Genomic DNA, 22,013 nt, shown 5'->3' on the forward strand with positions numbered 1-22,013 from the left:
GGGCTCGACTCGACTACTCCATCGGCTCGACACCGGTCACGTCGAAGCGGGCGCCGCCGGACGCGCTCTCGCCGACGGTGATGGTCCAGCCGTGTGCCTGGACGACCTCGCTGACGATGGCCATCCCGATGCCGGAGCCCTCGTCGTCGGTGGTGTAGCCCATCCTGAGGACCTTCTCTCGCTCCTCGGGCGGGATACCGGGGCCGTCGTCGGCGACGGAGAAGCCCTCGTCGGTCGTGCGGACCGTCACGTGGACACCGTCGTCCCCGTGTTCGACCGAGTTCTTGAACAGGTTCTCCAGCACCTGCTGCAGTCGGCTCTCGTCGGCGTACAGCGTGCAGTCGGCTTCGTACTCCAGTGACGCCGTGCCGGTCGGGACCGCGGTCCAGGCGCCCTCGACGACCGACGACAGGTCGACCGCGCTCCGCTCGTCGATGACATCGCCCTGGCGGGCGAGCGTCGTGAGGTCGTCGATGAGGCCCTCGATGCGGTCCAGCGAGTCACTGATGGCCTCGACGTGTTCGTCGGGTGCGTCGTCGGCGATGAAGTCGGTGCGGGCCTTCGCGATGGTGAGCGGGTTCCGGAGGTCGTGGCTCACGACCGACGCGAGGTTCTCCAGGCGCTCGTTCTTCCGTTCGAGCGCCCGGCGGTCGGCCCGCCGGGAGAACTCGTAGGTCAGCCACTGGGTCAGGAGCTCGACGACCGTCTCCTCGGTGTCGGTGAACGACCCCTCGCGGGGCTCCGGCCCGGCGAAGCAGAGCGTTCGGTCGACGTCGTCGCCGACCCTGATGCGTCCGCCGATGTAGCAGCCCAGGCCGTGGACCTCGTAGGCCGGGTCGTCGCCCCAGCCCGCCTCGACGGCGTCGACGATGGCCAGCAGGTCGTCCGTCTCGACGGTCTCCTTGCAGTAGGCCTCGTCACGCGGCATCGTCGCCCCCGGCTGGAGCCCCTCGGGGGTTCCATGGGCGAAGGCGACGGTCTGGCCCGTCTCGTCCAGTTCGTTGACCATCCCGAACGGGACGTCGAGGTAGTCACACCCCAGGCGGAGGACGCTGTCGACCTTCTCCTCGAACGAGCGGTCGGTGTCGGCCGCGATGCGGTAGAGCGACTGGAGGGCCAGCCGGTCGCGTTCGCGCTGGGCCTCTCGCCGCTTCCGCTCGGTGATGTCGCGGAAGTAGACGGAGAGGCCGGTGTCCGACGGGTACGCGTGGACCTCGAACCAGGTGTCTATCGGCTCGTACTCGGCCTCGAAGTTGACGGGTTCGCCCGTCTCGACGGCGGTCCGGTAGCGCTCGGCGAACACCGAGTCGGCGGCGGCCGGAACCACGTCCCAGATGCGCCGGCCCCGCATCTCGTCGGCGGTCGACCCCTCGGGGGCGGCCTTGGCGACGAGCGTGTGCGCACGCTCGTTGAGGTACGTGAACCGCCAGTCGTCGTCGAGGGCGAAGAAGGCGTCCGTCATCCGGTCGAGGACCTCTGCGGCCTCCGGGACCTCCACCCCCTCCCGGCTCACTGCGGGCCCCCCGCCGTGGATGTGCTCGCGGACCAGTCCATATGGTCGGTTGCGCTGCCACGTTTGTAAAACGAGGAGTATCGTCCCCGCCGTGCAGGTCATCGGTGCCCCGCCGCCCGCGTTCTGTGGTACGTGTCTCGTACGGAACGGTGTCGCGGAACGTCGATACGGAGTCACGATACGGAACGGTGACACGGGGTCGCGATACGGAACGCTCGTACCGGCCGGCAGCTCGTACAGTCACCTGCCGCACCGCTCTGGGATACGCTTGAGGGTAACGCGTTCCGTTCCGCGAAGGGGTGGGGGGTGGGGGTGGGTCGAAGACAGATATCTCAACCCACATCCCAAGTTAATTCTTCTCTCTTGTAAATGTATTCACTGGATGGGGTTGACGGATTGATCGGTCGGCGAACGTCACTCCACCGCTATCCGAGGTCGGGCCGGTCACCGTTCGGGCGTCGGACCGCGGAGCGGGGATCGAACGAGCGGTCCGACGACCCGCTGGCCCGCTCACTCGTTCCCGAACAGTTGCGTGAACAGCGATCCCTGGCCGCGGCGGAGTCGCTCCAGGAACGCCGACTTCGAGATGCCGAGCGTCTCGGCCACCTCGGCGGCGGTCACGTCCCGGGGAACGGAGAAGTACCCCGCGGCGAGCGCCGCGCGGACGGCCTTCTCCTGGGCCGGGGTGAGGTCCCACCGCTGTGCGATCGGGGCGTCGCCCTCCTCGCCGAGTGTGGTCACGCGCTCCAGCGAGACGCCGACCCGGTCGCCGGCCGCCTCCAGCACGCTGTCGAGGACATCGTAGCCGACGACGGCCCCGACGTGACGCTCGGTGCCCTCGCGGTGGTGGACGGACTCGACCAGGAAGCCCACGTCGACGAGGTCGTGGACGACGCAGGGCTGTTTCGAGAGGCAGCGGTAGTTCCAGCGCCCGTCGATCTGCGACCCGTGGAGGTAGCGCACCCGGTCGTCCGTGTCGAGGAGTCGACCGACCGCCTCGGCCGGCGTGCTCGCCCGGAGGAGCGTGTTCCCGTCGCTCCGGACGAGCGGCGGCGCGGCGTCGATGGTCGCGCTCGCGGCCCGCGAGGCATCCGCCAGCGGGCAGTCGTCGCCGGTGACCTGGAACTCGACGACGAGGCACTCCGACCGCATGACAGTGAGTAACGCGCCGTCCTTACTTAAACCCGCCCCATGGACGGGCCAATCGGTTCCCCATCCCGCATAAATAGCTACCGGTATGGACCTGTCCACTGTCAAAGAACGGGCGGGCCCCCGGCAGTTCGGCCCCACCGACGAGATGCCCCGGGAGTACCGCGAGGCGGCGACGCGGATGATACAGTTCCACGCCAACAGCGAGATCATGGGCGCCTACATCGAGCGGCCGTTCATCCGGCAGGCGCCCAGCCTCGACCGCAAACTGGCGGTCAGCGCGCAGGTGCAGGACGAGATCGGCCACGGACAGTTGCTGTACCGCGCGGCCGAGAACCTCGGCGTGAAGACGCGCGAGGAGATGCTGGACGAACTCGCCGCGGGCGAGGGGAAGTTCCTCAACTGCTTCCACTACCCGCTGGATTCGTGGTACGAGCTGCCGATGATCATGTTCTTCGTCGACGGCGCGGCGATGCGCCGGCAGGCCTCGCTGAAGCGCACGAGCTGGGAGCCGTACGCCCACGCCATCGACAAGATCTGCTTCGAGGAGGGGTTCCACATCAAGCACGGCGAGGACATCCTCCGCGAACTGGCGACCGGCACCCGCCGGGACCAGGAGCAACTGCAGGAGGCCTTCGAGACGTGGTGGCCCCGCATCCTCCAGTTCTTCGGGCCGACCGACGACCAGTCGACGCACAACGACTTCTCGCAGGAGGTGGGGCTGAAGACGATGAGCAACGACCAGCTCCGGAACGCCTTCCTCAACGCCTACCTCCCGAAGGCCGAGAAGTACGGCCTCAAGATTCCCGAGTACCCCCGTGTGGAGTACCACGAGAACCGGGATCACTACGAGGTGTACGAGGAGGACCTCGACTGGGACGAGTTCTTCACCGTCGCGCGCAACGAGCTGCCGACGGGTCGGGGCCAGATCGAGAAGCGCCGACGGAGTCAGGATGCCGTCGAGTGGGTCCGCAGCGCCATCGAGAGTACCCCGTCGGGCGGGGAGACGCCCGCAGCGGCCGACTGACCATGATATTCGAAGTGTTCCGCCAGGAGACGGAGAAGGACTACCACACCCACGTCGGCAACGTCCACGCGCCCGACGCGGAGATGGCCCGTCTGTTCGCGCAGGTGGCCCACGCGCGCCGGAAGCCCGCGAAGTCGCTGTGGGTGGTGCCGAAGGCGGAGATCGCGGAGGTCGACGCCGACGACCCCGGGGTGGCGATGGGCGGCACGACCCAGAAGGAGTACCGCTGGGCAACGAACTACTCGACCGGGCAGATGGCCGAGGAGATCGAGGCCAGCGAGGCCGAGCAGGCCGAGGCCGAGTCCACCCGCCGTCGTGCCGGCGAGGACCGTCGCCGGGGAGGTGACGACTGATGGCCGCGGACGAGCAGCTGCCGTGGGACCGCGACTACGACCTCGGGATGCCGGACGAGCTGTCCGAGCGCGAGCGGGCGGCCGTCGAGGCGTGCCTGCGCTCGCTGGCCGACGACGAGTTCGTCCTCGCCGAGCGGTACACGGAGTGGCAGGTCCGGGGGCCGACCCTGGAGAGCGACCTCGCCGTGGCCAACATCGCGCAGGACGAACTCGGCCACGCGCGGCTCTGGTACGACCTGCTGGAGGACTTCGGCTACACCGAACCGGAGCTCATCTGGGAGCGGGCCCCGGACGACTTCCGCCACGCGACGCTGGTCGAGCAGCCGTTCGTGCGTGGTGACTGGGCCGACGCCGTCGTCCGTGGCTTCCTCTACGACGAGTTCGAGGCGCTGCGCCTCGACGCGCTGACCGACAGCGAGTACCCCCGCATCGCCGACCGGGTCGGCAAGGTCCAGGGCGAGGAGCACTACCACCGCGAGCACGCCCGCAACTGGCTCGAGCGGCTGGCCGAGGGCCGGGGGGACGGCGACCCCGAGAACGGCCACCGGCGGGTCCAGGACGCCATCGACCGGCTGTTCCCACACGCGCTGACGCTGTTCACGCCGACCGAACGCGAGCCCGACATCGTCGGGCTGGGCGTGCGCCCGACCCCGCTCTCGGAGCTGCGCGAGGCGTGGCTCGACGAGGTGGTGCCCCGGCTCGACGAGCTGGGGTTCACCGTCCCCGTCTCGTCGGACGCCCACCCGGAGGCCGTGGACCGGCAGCTCCCGAGCGAGCGGGGCCGTGACCGGGGCCACACCGACGCGTGGCGGGACCTCTACGACGAGTTCACGTTCACCTACCGGCAGCTCGACCGACGCGAGGCGCCGCGGCTGATGGCCGACCCGGACGACGCCGACGGCGAGGGCGGGGCCAGCGGAGGTGACCCGCGATGAGTGACGCCGGGCCGCCGGACTCCTCGCCCCCGGGGGACGCGCTCCCCGACGAGACCTTCGAGGACGAGCCGCGCTACTGCGGATACACCGAGTACGCGTCCGGACGCGGCCACCCCGACCTCCCGCGAACGGGCGAGGGCGCGAGCGGCATCGAGGCGCGTGTCTGGGACGCGCTGTACGAGGTCGAGGACCCCGAGATGCCCGTCTCCATCGTCGACCTGGGACTGATCTACAACGTCTACGTCGACAGCGCCAGCGGCGAGGCCCGCGTGGACATGACGCTGACGTACACCGGCTGCCCCGCGCGAGACTACCTGCTGAGCAGCGTCGAGCGGGCCGTCGAGCGCGTCGAGGGTGTCGATGACGCGCTGGTGAACCTCATGTGGTCGCCGGAGTGGAGCGTCGAGATGGTGACCGAGGACGGCCGCGAGGCGCTCCGCGAGTTCGGGGTGTCGATATGAGGCGCCCCGACCCGAGCGTCGACGTCGAGGACGACGGACCCGCGACGTGCCCGTACTGCGGCTCCGTGGAGACGACGCGCGAGCATCCCCGGGGGCCCTCGCTCTGCAGGTCAATCCACTACTGCGACTCGTGCGAGGAGTCGTTCGAGGCGATGGGGTGAGGGCCGGGCCCGGATCTCCATCCGACACTTCGTACTGAAATAATATACATGACTCGCCCATATACGATGTGGTTGCCGAATAAACGAATTAGATCCTCCTCTATGAAATTATTCGGCAGGATCGAACAAACGCCCGTTTGTCCCTCCTGAAGGCCTTTTCCGGTCCGCCGCGAGGGACTCCGTGTATGCCCTCCAGACTCCCGATCCTCGTGGTGCTCGTCGCAGTTGCGCTCGCGGGCTGTGTCGGTGGTCCGTTCGGTGCCGGTGCGCCCAGTTCGCCCGGGGACACTCCGGACACAGCGCCGACGCCCACGCCGACCGAGTGCACCGAAGAGCGGCTGTCCATCACCGACCCGATCCGTGACGACGTGAATCCGAGCCCGTACCCCGACCGCCCGGCGACCTGGAACGAGACGTCCGTCCGCGCGTACATCGTCGCGTTCGAGTAGGCGTGGAGCCGGAACCAGCAGCTCCGCGAGGCGACGAAGCGCGTGACCGTGGCCGTCTCGGATGTCTCCGTGACGGCGACCGGCGACGGCTACCGCGTCCGGCTCACGTCGCGGACGAACACCTGGTACGGCGGCCCCGCCGAGGGGAACGAGACCGCCACCATCGTCCACGGTGACGGCGCCCACATCCCGGTGGCCTACCACCTGACCGACGGCCGGCTCGTCCGGGCCGAGGGCGGGTACGACGCCACGCCCACGGTCGGGCCCGCGGCGGGACGGACCGTTCGGTGCTTCGATTGACCGGGACCGATTCTAGAGGCTCTCGGGTCAGAATCTGCACACAGCCCGGAAAACTGGTTTGGGTACCCCCGACCCATACCGCGATATGACGGTCTCGCAGCCTGGCCCCGACGCGGTGTCCGAGACGCTCCCGGTCGATGATCCCGAGCTCGAAACGGTGCTGCGTGCCGTCTTCGACCTCAAGCGGAGCGAGAGCAGCGCCTACCTGGGCCTCCTCCGGGTCCCCGATAGCTCGGCCGCGGAGGTCGCCCGCGAACTCGACCGTGATCGCTCGAACGTGAACCGTTCGCTGCGGACCCTCCGGGAGCGTGGCCTCGCCGAACGCCGGCGCGTCCTCCTCGAGGAGGGGGGGCACGTCTACCGCTACACCCCGACGCCGCTCCCGGTGGTCCGCGAGCGGATGCACGAGTCGCTCGCGGCGTGGGCGGAGGCGGCCCACGACTGCATCGAGGAGTTCGGTGAAGAGGTCGAGGCGGCACAGCCCACCGACGCCGAATCACCAGAGGGCGTCTACGCGGGCCGCGGCGAGGACTGACGTCGATTCCCCGACCGCTCGCGCCACCCGGGGCCCGCCCCGACGGCGACCGAACCACAAGCTACACACGCGGGCGCCGGGCAGGGCCGGTATGTCGCCCACCGTCGACGAGTTGCGCGACGAGATCCGACTCGCCGTCGACCGTTTCGAGCGCGAGGTCTCGACCGACTTCACGAAGGAGACGCTCGCGGCCATCTGCGGTGCACTCGGGCACGATGTCGGTGGAAAACCGCTCCCACCGAAAGGAGAGATGCGCAGTATCATCCGTGAGCGAATCGAGGGGCTGGATGCCGACATCGACGGTGACCAGTCCTTCCGGAAGGCCGACCTGGAGGCCATCGCGGCCCACCTCCGCGACTCCGGGGAGTGAGTTCGGCAGCGACCGTTCCCGCGGCCGGGACGCTGCACCGGGAGCCCTATGTGAGCCACCCGGCAACGGGGTGGTATGGACGGAGACGACGCCTCGGCCGGCGGCTGGTTCGCGGGCGTCGGCCGCGACGACATCGACGCCGGAGCCACGGCCATCCGGGAGGGGACCGCCGACAGGCCGGCCGATTGGCCGGCACAGGCGGTCGCGTCGGGCTTCGTCGACGACGCGGCCGACTACTACGACGCGCTCCACGCCGCGACGATGGCGGCCACCCGCGCCGCCGTCGGCGAGGCCGAGAGCGCCGGCGACCGGCAACTGGTCCACGCCGTGCGGGCGATGGACGACTGCGAGCGCGTCGCCAACGAACTGGCCGAGCGTGTCGCAGAGTGGGGGAGTGCGCTGACCGGTGAGTCGGGCGCGGGAATCGAGTTCGCCCGCGAACTGGCCGAGCGCGACCCCGCGCCCGACGAGCGCCGGGTCGTCGAACTGGCCCGGCGGGTGTGCGATCTGGACGACGAGGCCGCCGACCTCCGGGCGAGCATCGAGCGGACAGCGCCGGAGGTGGCGCCGAACCTCGCCGCACTCGCGGGGCCCGTCCTCGCGGCGCGCCTCATCGCCCTCGCCGGCGGACTGGAGACCCTGGCCCGCAAGCCCTCCGGGACGCTCCAGGTTCTCGGTGCGGAGGAGGCCCTGTTCGCGCACCTCCGCGGGCGGGCGCCCTCGCCCAAACACGGCGTCATCTACACGCACGAGGCCGTGCGGAACACGCATCCCGACGACCGGGGGTCGGCGGCCCGGGCCCTCGCGGGAAAGCTGACCATCGCGGCCCGTGCCGACCACTACACTGGCGAGCGCCGGCCGGAACTGGACGAGCAACTTCGGGAGCGCATCGCCACCATCCGGGCACGGACGGACGACGGGGACGCGAGTGACGGGGGTGGCGGCGCGTGAGTCCCGACCTGCCCGAAGGCGTCGAGCGCCGCCCCTTCGACGGCGAGGAACGGCTCGCAACGCGGGGCGACCCCGTGTACGGCGAGCCGACGGACGGCGAGTGGCGTGCCTGGGACGCCGGCCGCTCGAAGCTCGGCGCGATGCTGGAACGCGGTATGGACACCGGCCTCGGCGGTGGTGAGGCGGTCCTCTACCTCGGCGCGGCCGCGGGGACCACCGTCTCGCACGTCGCGGACTTCGCCGGCCCGACGTACGCCGTGGAGTTCGCCCCGCGACCGGCCCGGGACCTGCTCGACGCTGCCGAATCGCGCCCGAACCTGTTCCCGCTCCTGAAGGACGCCCGCGAGCCGGCGACGTACGCACACGTCGTGGAACCAGTGGACGTACTGGTGCAGGATGTCGCTACCCGCGGGCAGGCGACGGTCGCGCTGCGGAACCGGCAGTTCCTCCGCGACGATGGCCGGCTCCTGCTCTCGGTCAAGGCACGGAGCGAGGACGTGGTGGCCGACCCGGACGACGTGTTCGAGCAGGTGCTCGGCGACCTTCGGGCGGGGTACGAGGTGCTGGCGACCGAACGGCTGGACCCGACGCACGACGACCACCTGGCCGTGGTGGCGCGTCCGCTGGATGGTTAATCAGTAATGGCAGATAGATGGCCAGAATCTGGCCCTTAGTTCTCCAACCCCGATTTTCGTACAAAAGCGTCGATGGTTCTTGAGTACACTGCCGCCGACATCTGTCACTCCAGCCGGGGTACGCTGGCGGTGATGCCGAGGGTCGGCCGTCTCTCGGTGTGCGAGGACAACCGCCCCGGAACGGTCCCGTGCGTACCGCGTCGCCGACGGTGAGATTTAACCACCAGGGTCGTCTCGGTTGATGCGATGGAGACGGGCGACGACGCCGGGGCCGGCGAGGAGCAGGGAGCCACGGGCTCGGCCGACGCGTTCGACCGGCTCGGGACCCTCGGTATCGAGGAGGAGTTCTACGTCGTCGACGGCGACGGCCGCCCCACGTCGGGGACGGACACGCTCGTCTACGAGGCGGAGCCGCCGGAGATCCTCGACGGGCGGCTGGACCACGAGCTGTTCAAGTGTGTCATCGAGACGCAGACGCCGACCTGCGAGTCGCTGGCCGAGGCACGCGAGCAGCTCCACGCCGTCCGGTCGGCGCTCGTCGAACACGCCGAGACGCATGGCTACCGCATCGCGGCGGCGGGCCTCCACCCGGCGGCGAAGTGGCGGGAACTGGAACACGCCGAGAAACCACGCTACCGCTCACAGCTCGACCGTATCCAGTACCCACAGCACCGCAACACGACCGCGGGCCTGCACGTCCACGTCGGCGTCGACGACGCCGACAAGGCGACCTGGATCGCCAACGAGCTACGGTGGTACCTGCCCGTGTTGCTGGCGCTGTCCGCGAACTCGCCGTACTGGAACGGGTTCGACACCGGGCTGGCCTCCGGGCGCGCGAAGATCTTCGAGGCACTCCCGAACACCGGCATCCCGACCGCGTTCGGGAGCTTCGACGAGTACCTCGACCTCGAACGCCGGATGGTCGAGCTCGGGAGCATCGAGGACCGTGGCGAACTCTGGTACGACGTGCGCCCCCACTCCGCGCACGGGACCGTCGAGGTCCGCACCCCGGACGGACAGGCCGACCCCGAGCGGGTGCTGGCGTTCGTCGAGGCCGTCCACGCGCTGGTGCTGGACCTCGCCGAGCGGTACGCCGACCGCTCGGACCCGTGGGCCGCGTACCGGGGCGGCGGTGGCGCGGTCGACAGCGCGGGCAGCGCCGGTACGCGCGACGAGGCGCCGGGCCACCGCCGCGAGACCCTCGACGAGAACAAGTGGCGCGCCATCCGGCACGGCCACCGTGCGTCGTTCATCGACCGCCGGGGAACCGGGACCGTCGGGCTCGGCGAGGCGACCGACCGGCTGGCCGAACGCCTCGGTATCGCGGGCATCCGGGACCTGTACGCCGCCGAGAGCGGGGCCACACGCCAGCGCCGCCTGCGGGAGCGGACGGGGCTCGACGCGCTGTGTGAGTCGCTGGTCCTCGACCCTGACGGCTGAGTCGACGGGGACCACGACCGCGAGGACGGCCCGGAGCCGGCGCCAGCGTGCGGGATTCTCGCACGCTACCCCGGCCAACGTTGGATTTTTATCCAGTGATTCCCTCGCCTCGCGCTAGGTTCGATATGTCCGCCGACGACACCTCCGAGGACGGCGACCTCACACAGGGGGAGGACGGGGAGGAGGTGACGGCCCGGGACGCGCTCGAGGAGCGGAGCGCCTCGTTCGACGACGGTATCGTCGATCTGCTGGCGTGGGTCCTCGACACCGAGACGCGTGCCCGGATCTACCTCTACCTCCGACAGCATCCCGACAGCACCTCCGAGGAGATCGCGACCGGCACCGGTCTCTACCCCTCTACCGTCCGCGAGGCGCTCGCGGAGCTCCACGAGGAGGGGAAGGTCGAGCGCGGCAAGCGCGAGGCGAGCGGTGCCGGCAACAACCCATACGAGTACACCGCGCAGGCGCCCGCCGACCTCGTCACCAGCATCGTCGACGGCGTGCAGGACGAACTCAACACCGTGTTCAACCTGGACCGGCACCTCGGCCGCGGTGACGGCGACGACGGGCGCGGGCCCGTCACCATCAGCGTCGAGACCGAGGAGGCCGCCGGTGCCGAGGTCGACGACTGACGCCGACGGTACTCTCGGTCGGCCGCGCGACGGGTGCGACTCCCGATACGGATGAGGAACGACTAAACCACCGGCACGTCTCCCGCGGGGTATGCAGGTCGTGCTGGGCGGCACGTTCGACCCGATCCACGACGGCCACCGGGCACTGTTCGAGCGGGCGTTCGAACTCGGTGACGTGACCGTCGGCCTCACCAGCGACGAGCTCGCGCCGAAGACCCGCTCGCAGGACCGTTACGTCCGCCCCTTCGACGAGCGCCGAGCCGACCTCGCCGCGGAACTCGCCTCCTTCGCCGCGGAGTACGACCGCGAGTACACCGTTCGCGAACTGACCGAACCGACCGGCGTCGCCACGGAGCCGGGCTTCGACGTGCTCATCGTCTCGCCGGAGACCCGGGACGGCGGCGAGCGTGTCAACGAGATCCGCGCGGAGAAGGGCCTCGACCCGCTCGACATCGAGGTCGTCGACCACGTCCCCGCCGAGGACGGCGAGGCCATCTCCTCGACGCGGGTCGTGAGCGGCGAGATCGACGAACACGGGAACCTCACGCCCGAGCGGGACGGCCGCCCGAGCCCGGAGGACGCTGACGCGACCGACGACTGAGCCCCTGCCGAGAGCCGAGCCGCCCGGCTACCAGCCCGGTGGTTCCAGTCCTGCCTCCTCCAGCAACGGCTTCCACCGGCCCTGGACCGTCAGCCGCGAGCAGCCGACCGCCTCGGCCACCGCCGACTGCGAACGCCGGTCGCCGGCCATCAACGCGCCGGCGTAGACCGCCGCGCCGAGCACCGCGCGCTTCGAGCGGTCGGTGTCGGGGTTGGCACTCAGGAACAGGTCCGCCGCACGGGACCGTGCGTCCGTGCCGAGGCCGAGCCGGTCGGCTGCCGTCTCCAGCTCCGCCAGCCACTCCTCGTTGTCCACCTCGTCCGACGCGCGGTACATGGGTGCCGCTCCGTCGCCGGCATACTTGAATCTCCGGCCCGGGCCCTGCCCGGGACCCACTCCTCGCCGGTGAGAACGGGGACGGTGTTTTATCGATGGGGCGCGCAGTCACTCCTACATGAACGAGAAGACGCTCCCCGAACAGCCGTTCCAGCGGTTCGTACTGCTGGCGGTCGCCGATCTGACGCTCGATGGCCGCGAGCCGGTCCACTCATTCGACGTGCGCGAGCGGTGTACGGCGCGTACGGCGGATGTGACCTGCGCAGAGGGCGGCGTCGAGCGGACGGCCGTCCTGCGCGCACTGGAATCGATGACCGGTGACGGCCCGCTGACGGAGGTGGAGGCGACCTCTCCTGTCGGCAAGGGCCGCCCGGGATACGAACTGGAACTCGACCCGGCCTCCATCGTCGACGAGCTCGTCAAGGACGGCTCGGTCGGGGCGTACGCCGCGTCGCTGCGGGACTGAACGACCTGCCAGGAACCGTGGGGCCGGACCGATCCCGGCCGACTCGGCCGCGAAGGCTTTTGAACGCGTCCGCCCTCGACCGGGCATGGACGGGCAGGTCGAGCGCATCCGCATCGCCGAGGAGGACTCGGCGCCGATGGAGTCGGTGGGATCGGTCGAAGCCCGACCGGGCGGCCTCGTCGGCGACCGCTACTACGAGGGAACCGGCTACTACTCACCGTTCGACGTCTGCGAGGTGACCTTCGTCGCGGCCGAGGCCCTGGAACGTATCCACGAGGAGTTCGGCATCGACCTCTCCGACGGTCGCCACCGCCGGAACGTCGTCACTCGGGGCGTCGACCTGCACGACCTGCTGGACCACCGCTTCGCCGTTGGTGAGGTGAGCTTCGAGGGGACCCGACCCCGCCCTCCCTGCGCGCACGTCGAGGAGGTCGCCGACGAGGACGGCGTCATGGAGGCGCTGACGGAGGGCCGCGGGGGAATCTGCGCGGATATCGTGGAGGGCGGCGAGCTGCGCGTCGGCGACGAGTTCGGCGCGCGCGAGACCGTGAACCCGGACCCCGCGAGCATCGCACGGGCGATGCGCGAGCGGGCCGACGAGCGGACCGAGCGCCGCATCGAGTGACGGAGAACGTCAGGTTCTTGCCGCCCTCCGGTGGATGTGAGGACGCGCGCGGGTAGCCAAGCCAGGAAACGGCGCAGCGCTTAGGACGCTGTCTCGTAGGAGTCCGCCGGTTCAAATCCGGTCCCGCGCATCCCGCCTCGAACGGACGTGAGAGGCGTGTCTCCGAAACGGCCGGATTCGAACCCTGGAGGTCGCAACTCGGCAGCGTAGCGAAGCGGACATCCGGGAACGTCTGGCTCCGTGTCAAATCCGATTCCGTCCCTTCCGCCTCGACTCCGTCGGCACCGCGGAGCCCCCCGTGGCGAGAGGTCGGGGACGGTACCCACTCGGCCCACTCTCCGTGTCGGGAGGGACCGGTGACAGGCACGGGATACTTTTCCTGCTGCCTGCTAACGTGACCCATATGGCAATCGCACGCCACGGTGTCGGTCCCACCGCGAACCTCCGTGCGCTGGGGTCGCAGGTCCATCCGGTGTTCATGCTGCCGCCGCTGGCCGCCAGTGCGTTCGGAGCCCTCCTGGCGGGGACGACACGGCTGGGGACCGCCGAGGCCGTCCTGGTGCCCCTGGCGATGGGTGTCCACCTCGTCGCGGTCTTCTTCGGCCTGTATACGGCCCACCTGAAGGACGGCTACGTCGATTTTCATGTCCGTGACGAGGACGACGACCACCCCCTCACGGCGCGTGGCTGCCGGCTGGCGCTGGCCGGGTCGTCGGCGGGGTTCGCCCTCGCGCTCGGGGCCGTCGTCGTGCTCGCCGGCCCGGTGGCCGGGCTGTTGACCCTCCCGGGGTGGGCCATCGGCTACCTCCACGCGCCCCAGTTCGACACGAACCCGGTGACGGCAACGGCGGGCTACCCTGCGGGCGTGGCGCTGGCGCTACTGGGTGGGTTCTACGTGCAGGCGGGGACGCTCTCGGCGGCCGTCATCGCGTTCGCCGTGGTCTTCCTCGTCGCCCTCTCCGGGGTGAAGGTGGTCGACGACGCCAAGGACGTGGTGTACGACCGCTCCATCGAGAAGCGGACCGTCGCCGTCGCGCTGGGCCCGCGCCGCGCCCGGGAGGTGGCGTTCGGGCTGATGGGACTCGGGATGTTCCTCGTGGTCGCGTTCGCCGTCGACGGCCTGTTCCCGGCCGGCGCCGCGCTGGCGGCGGTCCCGTTCGTCGCCGTCGCCGCGCTCGCGACGCGCGCGGACCCGGAACTCGCGACGATGCTGCTCATCCGGGGAGCCTACCTGTTCCTCGCAGTCCTCGTGGCGGCCGTCTGGTTCCGGCCGCTCGCGGGCGTTCCGCTCCCGGACATCGGCGTCCTCGGCCCCTACACCTACCTCGCGACTGAGGTGGCGTTCGGGGCCGGGGCACTCTTCTTGCTCCAGCGGACGGGCGCCTGGTGGGCCGCCGCGCGGACCGTCGCGGTGCTGTACCCGCTCGCGTACCTCTGGGACTGGTACACGCTGGAGGTGGGCGTCTTCGCCATCCCCCTGCGGACGGGCGTCGAACTGCTCGGCATCCCGCTGGAGGAGCACCTGTTCATGCTCGTCGTGCCGGCGTTCACGGTCGCCGTCCACGAGCTGGTCAACGACCGCGCGTGAGCCAACTCCGGCCGGCGATTTTTGCCACTAGAGTCCCAACCCACCGTGTGCAGCGTCACCGAGCAACCAGCCGCGCCCCCCGACACCGATGAGCGAGGGTGGCGCCGCCTCGGACAAGCCGGACGACGGCACGCAGCGCGGCGACACCGGCCCGTCCGATACCGGTGGTGTGATCCCGACCGACAGCTCGTCCTCGCCGCTGGTCGACCGCTACGCCGACCTGACGGATACGTTCGTCCACGGCGTGGAGATGGCCGCCGCGACGGTGTTCGCCCTGCTGTTCGCCATCGGCGTGGTCGACCTGGCGCTCCAGATCGTCGCCGCCGCTCGGACCGGGGCCATCACCGACCCACTGGTCGTCATCGGGTTCATCGACACCGGCCTGCTGTTGCTCATCATCGTGGAGGTGTACCAGACGGTACTGGCGTACGTCCGGGAGAGCGACACCCGTCGCATCGTCCGCCTCGTCATCTACACGGGCGTCATCGCGATGGTCCGGAAGGCCATCATCTTCCGGACCGGGGAGTACGCCACCGAGGTACAGGCCCTGACGGCGGCGACGGCGTACACACTCATCATCCTCGGACTCGTGGGGCTCCTGTTCGTCGAGCAGGTGTACGGCGACCGGCTGCTGGCGAGGGGGTAGCCGGCGTGTGGCTCAGGGCTCGGGGTCGACCATCTGCTTGGTGAACACGAGCGCGAACAGGACGACGCCGAGGCCGAACGCGCCCTCGACGAGCGAGAGCGCGGTGAACCGGTCCAGTGCCACCGCGAGGCCGAACCCGAGGAACACGACGACCGGGACGATCATGCCGCTGATGAGGAGCGGGAGTTCGGTCTCGCGCTTCAGCGCGACCATCGTGAACAGCGACATGCCGAGCGAGACGGCTGCCGGGGCCGCCACGGGAAGCGGCACCTCCCGGACCACCGTCAGCAGCGGCGCCGGAATCACCAGCAACCCCGCGAGGCTGGCCTCGCCCGCGATGCCGACGGCGAGACCGGTCAGGGCACAGACAACTGCCAGTGTGACCTTCCGCATACGCGGGTCGTCTGGGCCGGGGGGATGTAATCGCTCGCACCACCTTGCCACCGCCCGGTGCCAGCCGACTCACCGGCTCGACGGCGGTCGCCGCAGCCACCGACACGCCCTTGACGGTGCCTCCCGTCCCCCGACTCGATGACGGGCGACGACAGCGGCCGACCGACGTCCGACCCCGCGGTCGCGCCTGGAGCGGACTCCGCCGCCGGGACCGGGGTCGATACCGATGACGCCGCGACGGCGGGTCACGGTCCCTACGCGGCGGTGCACGCCCGGCCCGAGGGGGAGGCGACGGTCGCGCGGATGGCACTGACCGCGGCCGAATCCGGCTACGCGGGTGTCGTCGTCCGCAACCACGGCGACGCGGACGCCGAGCCGGTATCCGAGCCGCCCGAGGACCCCGCCGAGGGGGCGTACGTCCCCGGACGGGTCGCCGAGGCGTACGACATCGACGTGGTGCCGGCGGTGGAGATACGGACCGAGGACCGCAGCCAGGCCGCCGGGCTGCTGTCGCGCTACCGGGACGAACGGGTCCTCGTCTGCGTCCACGGCGGGTCGCTGAACCGGTGGGCCGTCGAGGACCCGCGCGTGGACGTGCTGGCCCACCCGACGCGCGGCGACGGCGACCTGAACCACGTCCTCGTGAAGGCGGCCGCACGCAACGGCGTGCGGCTGGAGTTCGACCTCTCCCGGGTCCTCCGCCGGACCGGCGGCGAGCGGGTGCAGGCGGTGCGGGGCCTCCGCAAGCAGCGCGAGATCGTCGCCCACTACGACGCCCCCTTCGTCGTGAGCGCCGACCCGACCTCCCATCTCCAGGTCCGGTCGCCGCGCGCACTGCGTGCGGTCGCCGAGGTCGTCGGGTTCCAGCCCGAGCAGGTCGCCGCCGGCCTCCGGGAGTGGGGCCGGCTCGCGGCGCGCAACCGCGAGCGACTGGGCGAGGATTTCATAGCCCCCGGCGTCCACAGAGGTCGGTATGAAGAAGTCGATTGACGAGCACGCCGCGCGGTTCGACGAGGCGGCCGACTCCTACGATGCCGACAAGTCGGCCGAGTACGAGGCCTGCGCGGGGCTCGTCGTCGAGCACGCCCGCGGAACCGCCGAGAGCGCGATGCGCCCGGCGCGGCCGCTCCAGCCGGACGACCTGGTGCTCGACCTCGGGACCGGTACGGGCGCCATCGCGCTCGCGCTCGCCGGTGACGCCGGCCGGGTCGTCGGCCGCGATATCAGCGACGGGATGCTGGCGAAGGCACGCGAGAAGGCCGACGAACAGGGTGCCGAGAACGTCTCCTTCGGTAACGGCACCTTCCGCGACCCGGCGTACGAGGGCCCGGTCGACGTGGTCGTCTCGAACTTCGCGATGCACCACCTCTCGGACGCCGAGAAGCGAGAGGCCATCGACGTCATCGCCGGCCTCGCCCCGCGCCGCATCGTTCTCGGCGACGTGATGTTCTTCGGCGAGCCCGACCCCGAGGAGCCGTTCTACAGCCCGGAGGTCGACGACCCGGCCACCGTGGGCATCCTCGTCGACGCGTTCACCGACGCCTCGTACGCCGTCACGGCGGTCGAGATGGTCCACGAGCAGGTGGGTGTCATCGTCGCCGACCGGCTGGAGACCAACGAGGCCTCGGACGAGGGGTTCGCCGACGAGCCCGTGGGGATGAACGAGGACTGAGGGGGCGACCGAGCGTGAAACACCTCCCGAAGCACCTCCGGCCCCGGTGGCGCTACCTCGCCGTCGAACTGGAGTCGCCGCCGGACGCGACGTACGACCGCGACGCCCTCCAGCGGGCGATATGGTACGCCGCGGGCAACCTGCTCGGCGATCCCGGCAGTGCCGACACCGACCTGTCGGTGGTCCGGTTCCGACGCGGGGTGAGCGGCGAGGGTGAGCGCGATGGAGACGGGCGGACCGAGAGCGCCCCCAGCGGGGGGCGCGGTGGGAGCGCGGAGGCGACGGCGGCCGTCCGCGTCCGGCGCGACGAGGTGCAACGTGGCCGGGCGGTCATCGCCTGCCTCGACGCCGTCGCGGGGTCACCGGTCCGGACGCGCGTCCGCGGTGTCAGCGGGACCGTGCGCGCCTGTGAAGAAAAGTATTTGAATGCGCCGCGAGCAGGACCACGGGACCGAACGGTCGCCTTCGCGGGTGCCGACCGCCGGGCACTCGCCCGCGGGCGGCGGGTCGACGTCGAACTGGCGGACGGCCACGCGGGCGCGACGGCACTCGACTACCGGACCCCCGACCGCTGAGGCGACGCGCGGCATCTCCCGGAACCGACATCGGAGACGAGACACCACACACCGATACACACCATGCAGGGACAATCACAACAGCAGGCGTACGACCGCGGCATCACCATCTTCTCGCCGGACGGCCGGCTCTACCAGGTCGAGTACGCTCGCGAGGCCGTCAAGCGCGGCACCGCGAGCATCGGCGTCCGGACGGAGGGCGGCGTCGTCCTCGCCGTCGACAAGCGCATCCGCTCGCCGCTGATGGAGCGCAACTCCGTCGAGAAGCTCCACAAGGCCGACGACCACATCGGCATCGCCTCCGCGGGCCACGTCGCCGACGCCCGCCAGCTCATCGACATGGCGCGCCGGCAGGCGCAGGTCAACCAGCTGCGCTACGGCGAGCCCATCGGCGTCGAGACGCTGACCAAGGAGGTCACCGACTTCATCCAGCAGTACACGCAGGTCGGCGGTGCGCGCCCGTTCGGCGTCGCGCTCATCGTCGGCGGCGTCGAGGACGGCGAGCCCCGCCTCTTCGAGACGGACCCGTCCGGCACCCCCTACGAGTGGCAGGCGCTCGCCATCGGCGCCGACCGCGGGGAGATCGAGGACTACCTCGAGGAGAACTACGACGAGACGGCCGACCTCGACGCCGGCATCGGGCTGGCGCTCGGCGCGCTCGCCTCGGTCAACGACGGCAAACTGACCCCCGAGGGCATCGGCGTCGCCGTCATCCCGTCGGACACGGCCCAGTACGAGGACCTCGACGACGCGCAGGTCGAGTCGCATCTGGACGAGCACGGACTGCTCGACACCGGCGAGGACGAGGAAGAGGACGAGGAGTAACGCGCTAGCCGCTCTGGTTCGCTGTTCGGTTCATCTGCCCAGGGAGTCGTCCGTCCCTGGAGCTTGACGACTGATACACCTCGAAGGGGCGAGGGCTTCGTAGCGATCCCCGTCTCCACCCAGAGAATACCGGGGGCTTTGTGAGTGATATCGTTCGTCAGTCACTGACATAACTGATAAAAGGTGCAATTCTATTCCGAAAGGTCTTCTTTGTCGGATAAAGTCCGGAATATTCAGATTATATGTGGACAAACAGCCCTCTCTAGCACCGTTCCTCACAGATGCGGTCGAAGATGCGGCCCGTCGAGAGGAGTTCGCCCTCGAAGCGCGCTTCCCGGCCGCTCGCCCGGCGCACGTCACAGTCCAGCCCGCGGCCCTCCAGCGCACCGCGGACACCGTCGATGTCGTGGTGCTGGTCGTGGCCCAGGAGGATGCAGTCCGGATCGATGCGCTCGATGGGGACGAAGAAGTCCTCGAGATGCCCGAGGTGCGCCCCGGTCACGGGGTCGAGCGCGTCGACCATCTCGCGGCGCTGCTCGTCGTCGAGCACGGGTGGTCGCTTGTGGGTCACGTTCTCCGAGCGGGCGATGATGACGTGGACCTCCTCGCCCATCGCGGCGGCCTCGCGGAGGTAGTGAAGGTGGCCCGGGTGGAGGACGTCGAAGGTACCCTGGGCGACCACGCGCTCGTACTCGGCGTCGCCGCTCACCATCCATCTCCCCCGTCGAAGCGGGTATCACGCTGGCCGGATTCCTCGCGCAGCTCCGCGTCGATGTCGGCCTGCGTGAAGTCGAAGAACTCGTCGTCGGGCAGGTCGACATCCAGCACCTCCAGGTCGCGGGGCTCGCCCTCGCGGTCGAACGCCTGCCAGTCGTGCCGGCCGTAGGGGTAGCCGATGATGATGTGGACCTTCCCCTTGCCGAAGGTCATCAGGTCGGCGTCGGAGGGTCGGAGGACGCCGTTCGGGTGGGAGTGGACCGACCCCGCGGATTCGAGGCTGTTCGGGACCATGTACTCCTGGACGGTGGCGCTCGTCGGGTTCGACTTCGTGCCCGGGATGACCAGCACGTCCGTGATGACGGTGCCGTCCCGGTCGAGACCCAGGCGCGAGGCGTCCTCGCCGCGCAGGAAGCCCATGTACTCGTTGGGGTGGGCGTCCTCGGAGGCCTCGAGGGCGAACTCGAGGGCGTCCTCGGCGATGCCGACGACCCCGCTCGACCGGAACAGGCGCATACCCGAAAGTGGGTTCGGCCGACGCTAAGGCGTTTCGATGCCCCGGACCCGGAGTCGCCGGACGATACGGGCGAGACACTCACGCCAGCGTCCGCCAGCGCCCGCCGCGGGCCGCGTCGGCGGAGGGTCGGGATTCACCAACTTGACAACTCTTAAACGGCAACGGAACCGAATCCCGCTACATGTCTCATTCGCCCGACGCCGACGAGAACGTCGGCGCCGATTCCGACGCTGACGGGGTCCCGGACCGGGGGACCGTCGTCTATCGGCTCGCGGACGCCTGTACCGCCGATGCCCTCGAAGAGGGCGAGCACTACCACGCCACCGTCAACGGTGTCGTCGAGTACGGCGTCTTCGTCGATGTCTCGGCCAGTGTCTCCGGGCTGGTCCACGACTCCGAACTGCGCGGCGACTACGACGTCGGCGACGAACTGATCGTCGAGCTCATCGAGGTCCGCGAGAACGGGGACCTCGCGTTCGCCGAGCGCGACCTCGACGCGTTCGAGACCGAGCCGGTCGCGGCCGGCGCCGAGGTCGGCGTGGCCGAACTCGACGGGCACGTCGGCGACATCGTCAACGTCGAGGGCGTCGTCGTGCAGGTCAAGCAGACCGGCGGCCCCACGCTGTTCCACGTCGCCGACGGCGAGGCGGTCGTCCCGGGCGCGGCGTTCGAGTCGGCCGGTGTCCGCGCCTACCCGAACGTCGACGTCGGGGACGTCGTCCGCGTCACGGGCGGCGTCGAGCACCGGGAAGAGGCACTCCAGATCGAGGTCGAGGAGCTCTCGCGCCTGCGCGGCGAGGCCGCCGACGAGGTCCGCGAGGCCTACGAGGAGCGCCTGGCGGCGGCCGCCGAGCCCCCGGAGGTCGAGCCCCTCATCGAGTGGGAGGCGTTCGAGCCCATCCACGAGGAGCTCCGCGAGGTCGCGCGGCACCTCCGCCGGGCCGCGCTCACCAACCGCCCCATCCGGATGCGACACCACGCCGACGGCGACGGGATGTGCGCGTCCGTCCCGCTGCAGACCGCGCTCGCACGGTTCATCGACGACACCCACGAGGACAACCAGGCCTCGCGCCACCTCCTCAAGCGGCTCCCCTCGAAGGCACCGTTCTACGAGATGGAGGACGTCACCCGTGACCTGAACTTCGCGCTGGAGGACCGCGAGCGCCACGGCCAGAAGCTCCCGCTCCTGTGTATGCTCGACAACGGGTCGACGGAGGAGGACGTCCCCGCCTACCGCGCGATGGCCCAGTACGACGTCCCCATCGTCGTCGTCGACCACCACCACCCCGACCCGGAGGCCGTGGAGCCGCTCCTCGAGGCGCACGTCAACCCGTACCTCCACGACGAGGACTACCGCATCACGACGGGCATGATGGGTGTCGAACTCGCCCGGCTCGTCGACCCCGACATCACCGAGGAGGTCCGCCACGTCCCCGCGGTCGGCGGGCTGGCCGACCGTTCGAAGGCCGAGGCGATGGACGACTACCTCGCGCTGGCCGAGGAGGCCGGCTACGACGAGGCCGACCTGCGCGACGTGGGCGAGGCGCTGGACTACGCGGCCCACTGGCTCCGCTACAACGACGGCAACGGCTTCGTCAACGACCTGCTGGACGTCGGTACCGACGCCGACCGCCACGAGGAACTGGTCCAGTTCATGGCCTCGCGCGCCGAGCGTGACGTCGAGCGCCAGCTCGAGGACGCACTCCCGCACGTCGAGCACGAGCGCCTCGACAACGACGCCCACCTCTATCGGCTCGACGTCGACGAGCACGCCCACCGCTTCATCTACCCGGCACCCGGCAAGACCACGGGCAAGGTCCACGACCGGAAGGTCGAGGAGACGGGCGACCCCGTCATCACCATCGGGTACGGCCCGGACTTCGCCGTCCTCCGGAGTGACGGCGTCCGGCTGGACATCCCCGAGATGGTGACCGAGCTGACCGAGGAGCTGCCCGGCGCGGGTGTCAGCGGCGGCGGCCACCTCGTCGTCGGCTCCATCAAGTTCGTCCCCGGCAAGCGTGCCGCGGTGCTCGACGCGCTCGTCGAGAAGATGGCCGACGCCGAACTGGACGAGGAGCTGCGAAGCACGCTCGTCCGGGACGACTGAGCGCCCCCGGGCGGGCACGTCGTCCGGCACCCGA

Annotated in this window: 29 protein-coding genes and 1 tRNA gene; 24 read left to right on the forward strand and 6 right to left on the reverse strand. The window is 70.2% G+C overall.

What is annotated here, in order from left to right; all coding sequences use genetic code 11:
* Window positions 1-13: 13 nt before the first annotated feature.
* Both P2T62_RS09670 and P2T62_RS09675 read right to left on the reverse strand, forming a co-directional pair.
* Complete coding sequence (locus tag P2T62_RS09670) at window positions 14-1,513, reverse strand: sensor histidine kinase (RefSeq protein WP_276261192.1); 1,500 nt, start codon at window positions 1,511-1,513, stop codon at window positions 14-16.
* 510 nt (window positions 1,514-2,023) lie between these two features.
* Window positions 2,024-2,665, reverse strand: a complete 642-nt coding sequence (locus P2T62_RS09675; protein ID WP_276261193.1) for a helix-turn-helix domain-containing protein — start codon at window positions 2,663-2,665, stop codon at window positions 2,024-2,026.
* Window positions 2,666-2,750: 85 nt separating this feature from the next.
* On the opposite strand from P2T62_RS09675, the gene paaA reads away from it, so the two are divergent.
* The 14 genes from paaA (at window position 2,751) to P2T62_RS09745 (ending at window position 11,512) form a co-directional block, all read left to right on the forward strand.
* A complete protein-coding gene (paaA, locus tag P2T62_RS09680; protein ID WP_276261194.1) occupies window positions 2,751-3,689 on the forward strand; it encodes a 1,2-phenylacetyl-CoA epoxidase subunit PaaA in 939 nt (312 codons plus the stop codon).
* Between the two features lie 2 nt (window positions 3,690-3,691).
* Window positions 3,692-4,042, forward strand: coding sequence for a phenylacetic acid degradation protein PaaB (locus P2T62_RS09685; protein WP_276261195.1), 351 nt, complete (start codon window positions 3,692-3,694; stop codon window positions 4,040-4,042).
* A complete protein-coding gene (gene paaC / locus P2T62_RS09690; RefSeq protein WP_276261196.1) occupies window positions 4,042-4,977 on the forward strand; it encodes a 1,2-phenylacetyl-CoA epoxidase subunit PaaC in 936 nt (311 codons plus the stop codon). The genes P2T62_RS09685 and paaC overlap by 1 nt, the downstream gene beginning before the upstream one ends.
* On the forward strand, window positions 4,974-5,438 hold the full coding sequence (gene paaD / locus P2T62_RS09695) for a 1,2-phenylacetyl-CoA epoxidase subunit PaaD (protein ID WP_276261197.1): 465 nt from the start codon (window positions 4,974-4,976) through the stop codon (window positions 5,436-5,438). Before paaC ends, paaD begins: the two co-directional genes overlap by 4 nt.
* On the forward strand, window positions 5,435-5,599 hold the full coding sequence (locus P2T62_RS09700) for a PaaD-like zinc ribbon domain-containing protein (protein WP_276261198.1): 165 nt from the start codon (window positions 5,435-5,437) through the stop codon (window positions 5,597-5,599). The genes paaD and P2T62_RS09700 overlap by 4 nt, the downstream gene beginning before the upstream one ends.
* A 185-nt stretch (window positions 5,600-5,784) precedes the next feature.
* Window positions 5,785-6,048 (forward strand): hypothetical protein, encoded by a 264-nt coding sequence (locus P2T62_RS09705; protein WP_276261199.1) that lies wholly within the window; start codon window positions 5,785-5,787, stop codon window positions 6,046-6,048.
* A 42-nt stretch (window positions 6,049-6,090) separates the two neighbouring features.
* A complete protein-coding gene (locus P2T62_RS09710; protein WP_276261200.1) occupies window positions 6,091-6,348 on the forward strand; it encodes a hypothetical protein in 258 nt (85 codons plus the stop codon).
* Window positions 6,349-6,433: 85 nt separating this feature from the next.
* Window positions 6,434-6,883 (forward strand): helix-turn-helix domain-containing protein, encoded by a 450-nt coding sequence (locus tag P2T62_RS09715; protein WP_276261201.1) that lies wholly within the window; start codon window positions 6,434-6,436, stop codon window positions 6,881-6,883.
* 91 nt (window positions 6,884-6,974) lie between these two features.
* Window positions 6,975-7,253 (forward strand): hypothetical protein, encoded by a 279-nt coding sequence (locus P2T62_RS09720; protein ID WP_276261202.1) that lies wholly within the window; start codon window positions 6,975-6,977, stop codon window positions 7,251-7,253.
* Between the two features lie 75 nt (window positions 7,254-7,328).
* Window positions 7,329-8,204: an NOP5/NOP56 family protein gene (locus tag P2T62_RS09725; protein WP_276261203.1), complete on the forward strand. Its 876-nt coding sequence runs from the start codon at window positions 7,329-7,331 to the stop codon at window positions 8,202-8,204.
* A complete protein-coding gene (locus P2T62_RS09730) occupies window positions 8,201-8,839 on the forward strand; it encodes a fibrillarin-like rRNA/tRNA 2'-O-methyltransferase (RefSeq protein ID WP_276261204.1) in 639 nt (212 codons plus the stop codon). Before P2T62_RS09725 ends, P2T62_RS09730 begins: the two co-directional genes overlap by 4 nt.
* Window positions 8,840-9,085: 246 nt before the next feature.
* On the forward strand, window positions 9,086-10,279 hold the full coding sequence (locus P2T62_RS09735; protein ID WP_276261205.1) for a glutamate--cysteine ligase: 1,194 nt from the start codon (window positions 9,086-9,088) through the stop codon (window positions 10,277-10,279).
* Window positions 10,280-10,404: 125 nt separating this feature from the next.
* Complete coding sequence (locus P2T62_RS09740) at window positions 10,405-10,911, forward strand: winged helix-turn-helix domain-containing protein (protein WP_276261206.1); 507 nt, start codon at window positions 10,405-10,407, stop codon at window positions 10,909-10,911.
* Window positions 10,912-11,002: 91 nt separating this feature from the next.
* Complete coding sequence (locus P2T62_RS09745; RefSeq protein ID WP_276261207.1) at window positions 11,003-11,512, forward strand: phosphopantetheine adenylyltransferase; 510 nt, start codon at window positions 11,003-11,005, stop codon at window positions 11,510-11,512.
* A 27-nt stretch (window positions 11,513-11,539) separates the two neighbouring features.
* Here the strand turns inward: P2T62_RS09745 and P2T62_RS09750 are convergent, their stop codons facing one another.
* Window positions 11,540-11,848, reverse strand: coding sequence for a transcription initiation factor IIB family protein (locus P2T62_RS09750; protein ID WP_276261208.1), 309 nt, complete (start codon window positions 11,846-11,848; stop codon window positions 11,540-11,542).
* Between the two features lie 118 nt (window positions 11,849-11,966).
* On the opposite strand from P2T62_RS09750, the gene P2T62_RS09755 reads away from it, so the two are divergent.
* The 5 genes from P2T62_RS09755 to P2T62_RS09780 all read left to right on the forward strand — a co-directional run bounded on the left by P2T62_RS09755 (window position 11,967) and on the right by P2T62_RS09780 (window position 15,173).
* The gene (locus tag P2T62_RS09755) at window positions 11,967-12,314 is read left to right on the forward strand and encodes a hypothetical protein (protein WP_276261209.1); all 348 of its coding nucleotides are present in this window, start codon (window positions 11,967-11,969) and stop codon (window positions 12,312-12,314) included.
* An 85-nt stretch (window positions 12,315-12,399) separates the two neighbouring features.
* Window positions 12,400-12,939, forward strand: coding sequence for an MOSC domain-containing protein (locus P2T62_RS09760; protein WP_276261210.1), 540 nt, complete (start codon window positions 12,400-12,402; stop codon window positions 12,937-12,939).
* 46 nt (window positions 12,940-12,985) lie between these two features.
* Window positions 12,986-13,069 (forward strand) — tRNA-Leu (locus tag P2T62_RS09765).
* 273 nt (window positions 13,070-13,342) lie between these two features.
* On the forward strand, window positions 13,343-14,527 hold the full coding sequence (locus tag P2T62_RS09770) for a lycopene cyclase (RefSeq protein ID WP_420028422.1): 1,185 nt from the start codon (window positions 13,343-13,345) through the stop codon (window positions 14,525-14,527).
* An 88-nt stretch (window positions 14,528-14,615) separates the two neighbouring features.
* Window positions 14,616-15,173 carry a phosphate-starvation-inducible PsiE family protein gene (locus P2T62_RS09780; protein ID WP_276261211.1) on the forward strand — a complete coding sequence of 186 codons (558 nt, stop codon included), beginning with the start codon at window positions 14,616-14,618 and terminating at the stop codon, window positions 15,171-15,173.
* A 12-nt stretch (window positions 15,174-15,185) separates the two neighbouring features.
* Here the strand turns inward: P2T62_RS09780 and P2T62_RS09785 are convergent, their stop codons facing one another.
* The gene (locus P2T62_RS09785) at window positions 15,186-15,566 is read right to left on the reverse strand and encodes a hypothetical protein (protein WP_276261212.1); all 381 of its coding nucleotides are present in this window, start codon (window positions 15,564-15,566) and stop codon (window positions 15,186-15,188) included.
* A gap of 138 nt (window positions 15,567-15,704) precedes the next feature.
* Between P2T62_RS09785 and P2T62_RS09790 the strand changes: the two genes are divergently transcribed.
* The 4 genes from P2T62_RS09790 to psmA all read left to right on the forward strand — a co-directional run bounded on the left by P2T62_RS09790 (window position 15,705) and on the right by psmA (window position 18,638).
* The gene (locus tag P2T62_RS09790; RefSeq protein WP_276261213.1) at window positions 15,705-16,556 is read left to right on the forward strand and encodes an RNase P subunit p30 family protein; all 852 of its coding nucleotides are present in this window, start codon (window positions 15,705-15,707) and stop codon (window positions 16,554-16,556) included.
* Window positions 16,540-17,238 (forward strand): class I SAM-dependent methyltransferase, encoded by a 699-nt coding sequence (locus P2T62_RS09795; protein ID WP_276261214.1) that lies wholly within the window; start codon window positions 16,540-16,542, stop codon window positions 17,236-17,238. Before P2T62_RS09790 ends, P2T62_RS09795 begins: the two co-directional genes overlap by 17 nt.
* A gap of 14 nt (window positions 17,239-17,252) precedes the next feature.
* On the forward strand, window positions 17,253-17,813 hold the full coding sequence (locus P2T62_RS09800) for an Rpp14/Pop5 family protein (protein ID WP_276261215.1): 561 nt from the start codon (window positions 17,253-17,255) through the stop codon (window positions 17,811-17,813).
* Window positions 17,814-17,876: 63 nt separating this feature from the next.
* A complete protein-coding gene (psmA, locus tag P2T62_RS09805; protein WP_276261216.1) occupies window positions 17,877-18,638 on the forward strand; it encodes an archaeal proteasome endopeptidase complex subunit alpha in 762 nt (253 codons plus the stop codon).
* A 262-nt stretch (window positions 18,639-18,900) separates the two neighbouring features.
* Here psmA and P2T62_RS09810 read toward each other — a convergent pair whose 3' ends face one another.
* Window positions 18,901-19,347, reverse strand: coding sequence for an FAD synthase family protein (locus tag P2T62_RS09810; protein ID WP_420028423.1), 447 nt, complete (start codon window positions 19,345-19,347; stop codon window positions 18,901-18,903).
* Window positions 19,344-19,871, reverse strand: a complete 528-nt coding sequence (locus P2T62_RS09815) for a Mov34/MPN/PAD-1 family protein (protein WP_276261218.1) — start codon at window positions 19,869-19,871, stop codon at window positions 19,344-19,346. Before P2T62_RS09815 ends, P2T62_RS09810 begins: the two co-directional genes overlap by 4 nt.
* 182 nt (window positions 19,872-20,053) lie before the next feature.
* Here P2T62_RS09815 and P2T62_RS09820 point away from each other — a divergent pair, with 182 nt between their 5' ends.
* Complete coding sequence (locus P2T62_RS09820) at window positions 20,054-21,979, forward strand: Hef-associated nuclease (protein ID WP_276261219.1); 1,926 nt, start codon at window positions 20,054-20,056, stop codon at window positions 21,977-21,979.
* The last annotated feature ends 34 nt before the right edge of the window (window positions 21,980-22,013 follow it).

The sequence above is a fragment of the Haloglomus litoreum genome (assembly GCF_029338515.1).
GTDB lineage: Archaea > Halobacteriota > Halobacteria > Halobacteriales > Haloarculaceae > Haloglomus > Haloglomus litoreum.

Excerpts from the sequence above, each read along its gene's own strand:
- P2T62_RS09745 (WP_276261207.1), top strand. The coding sequence starts at position 11,003 with ATGCAGGTCGTGCTGGGCGGCACGTTCGACCCGATCCACGACGGCCAC.
- P2T62_RS09815 (WP_276261218.1), bottom strand. The coding sequence starts at position 19,871 with ATGCGCCTGTTCCGGTCGAGCGGGGTCGTCGGCATCGCCGAGGACGCC.
- P2T62_RS09735 (WP_276261205.1), top strand. The coding sequence starts at position 9,086 with ATGGAGACGGGCGACGACGCCGGGGCCGGCGAGGAGCAGGGAGCCACG.
- P2T62_RS09705 (WP_276261199.1), top strand. The coding sequence starts at position 5,785 with ATGCCCTCCAGACTCCCGATCCTCGTGGTGCTCGTCGCAGTTGCGCTC.
- paaA (WP_276261194.1), top strand. The coding sequence starts at position 2,751 with ATGGACCTGTCCACTGTCAAAGAACGGGCGGGCCCCCGGCAGTTCGGC.
- psmA (WP_276261216.1), top strand. The coding sequence starts at position 17,877 with ATGCAGGGACAATCACAACAGCAGGCGTACGACCGCGGCATCACCATC.
- P2T62_RS09795 (WP_276261214.1), top strand. The coding sequence starts at position 16,540 with ATGAAGAAGTCGATTGACGAGCACGCCGCGCGGTTCGACGAGGCGGCC.
- P2T62_RS09820 (WP_276261219.1), top strand. The coding sequence starts at position 20,054 with ATGTCTCATTCGCCCGACGCCGACGAGAACGTCGGCGCCGATTCCGAC.
- P2T62_RS09685 (WP_276261195.1), top strand. The coding sequence starts at position 3,692 with ATGATATTCGAAGTGTTCCGCCAGGAGACGGAGAAGGACTACCACACC.
- P2T62_RS09790 (WP_276261213.1), top strand. The coding sequence starts at position 15,705 with ATGACGGGCGACGACAGCGGCCGACCGACGTCCGACCCCGCGGTCGCG.
- paaD (WP_276261197.1), top strand. The coding sequence starts at position 4,974 with ATGAGTGACGCCGGGCCGCCGGACTCCTCGCCCCCGGGGGACGCGCTC.
- paaC (WP_276261196.1), top strand. The coding sequence starts at position 4,042 with ATGGCCGCGGACGAGCAGCTGCCGTGGGACCGCGACTACGACCTCGGG.
- P2T62_RS09785 (WP_276261212.1), bottom strand. The coding sequence starts at position 15,566 with ATGCGGAAGGTCACACTGGCAGTTGTCTGTGCCCTGACCGGTCTCGCC.
- P2T62_RS09770 (WP_420028422.1), top strand. The coding sequence starts at position 13,343 with ATGGCAATCGCACGCCACGGTGTCGGTCCCACCGCGAACCTCCGTGCG.
- P2T62_RS09720 (WP_276261202.1), top strand. The coding sequence starts at position 6,975 with ATGTCGCCCACCGTCGACGAGTTGCGCGACGAGATCCGACTCGCCGTC.
- P2T62_RS09760 (WP_276261210.1), top strand. The coding sequence starts at position 12,400 with ATGGACGGGCAGGTCGAGCGCATCCGCATCGCCGAGGAGGACTCGGCG.
- P2T62_RS09725 (WP_276261203.1), top strand. The coding sequence starts at position 7,329 with ATGGACGGAGACGACGCCTCGGCCGGCGGCTGGTTCGCGGGCGTCGGC.
- P2T62_RS09700 (WP_276261198.1), top strand. The coding sequence starts at position 5,435 with ATGAGGCGCCCCGACCCGAGCGTCGACGTCGAGGACGACGGACCCGCG.
- P2T62_RS09750 (WP_276261208.1), bottom strand. The coding sequence starts at position 11,848 with ATGTACCGCGCGTCGGACGAGGTGGACAACGAGGAGTGGCTGGCGGAG.
- P2T62_RS09740 (WP_276261206.1), top strand. The coding sequence starts at position 10,405 with ATGTCCGCCGACGACACCTCCGAGGACGGCGACCTCACACAGGGGGAG.
- P2T62_RS09755 (WP_276261209.1), top strand. The coding sequence starts at position 11,967 with ATGAACGAGAAGACGCTCCCCGAACAGCCGTTCCAGCGGTTCGTACTG.
- P2T62_RS09780 (WP_276261211.1), top strand. The coding sequence starts at position 14,616 with ATGAGCGAGGGTGGCGCCGCCTCGGACAAGCCGGACGACGGCACGCAG.
- P2T62_RS09675 (WP_276261193.1), bottom strand. The coding sequence starts at position 2,665 with ATGCGGTCGGAGTGCCTCGTCGTCGAGTTCCAGGTCACCGGCGACGAC.
- P2T62_RS09715 (WP_276261201.1), top strand. The coding sequence starts at position 6,434 with ATGACGGTCTCGCAGCCTGGCCCCGACGCGGTGTCCGAGACGCTCCCG.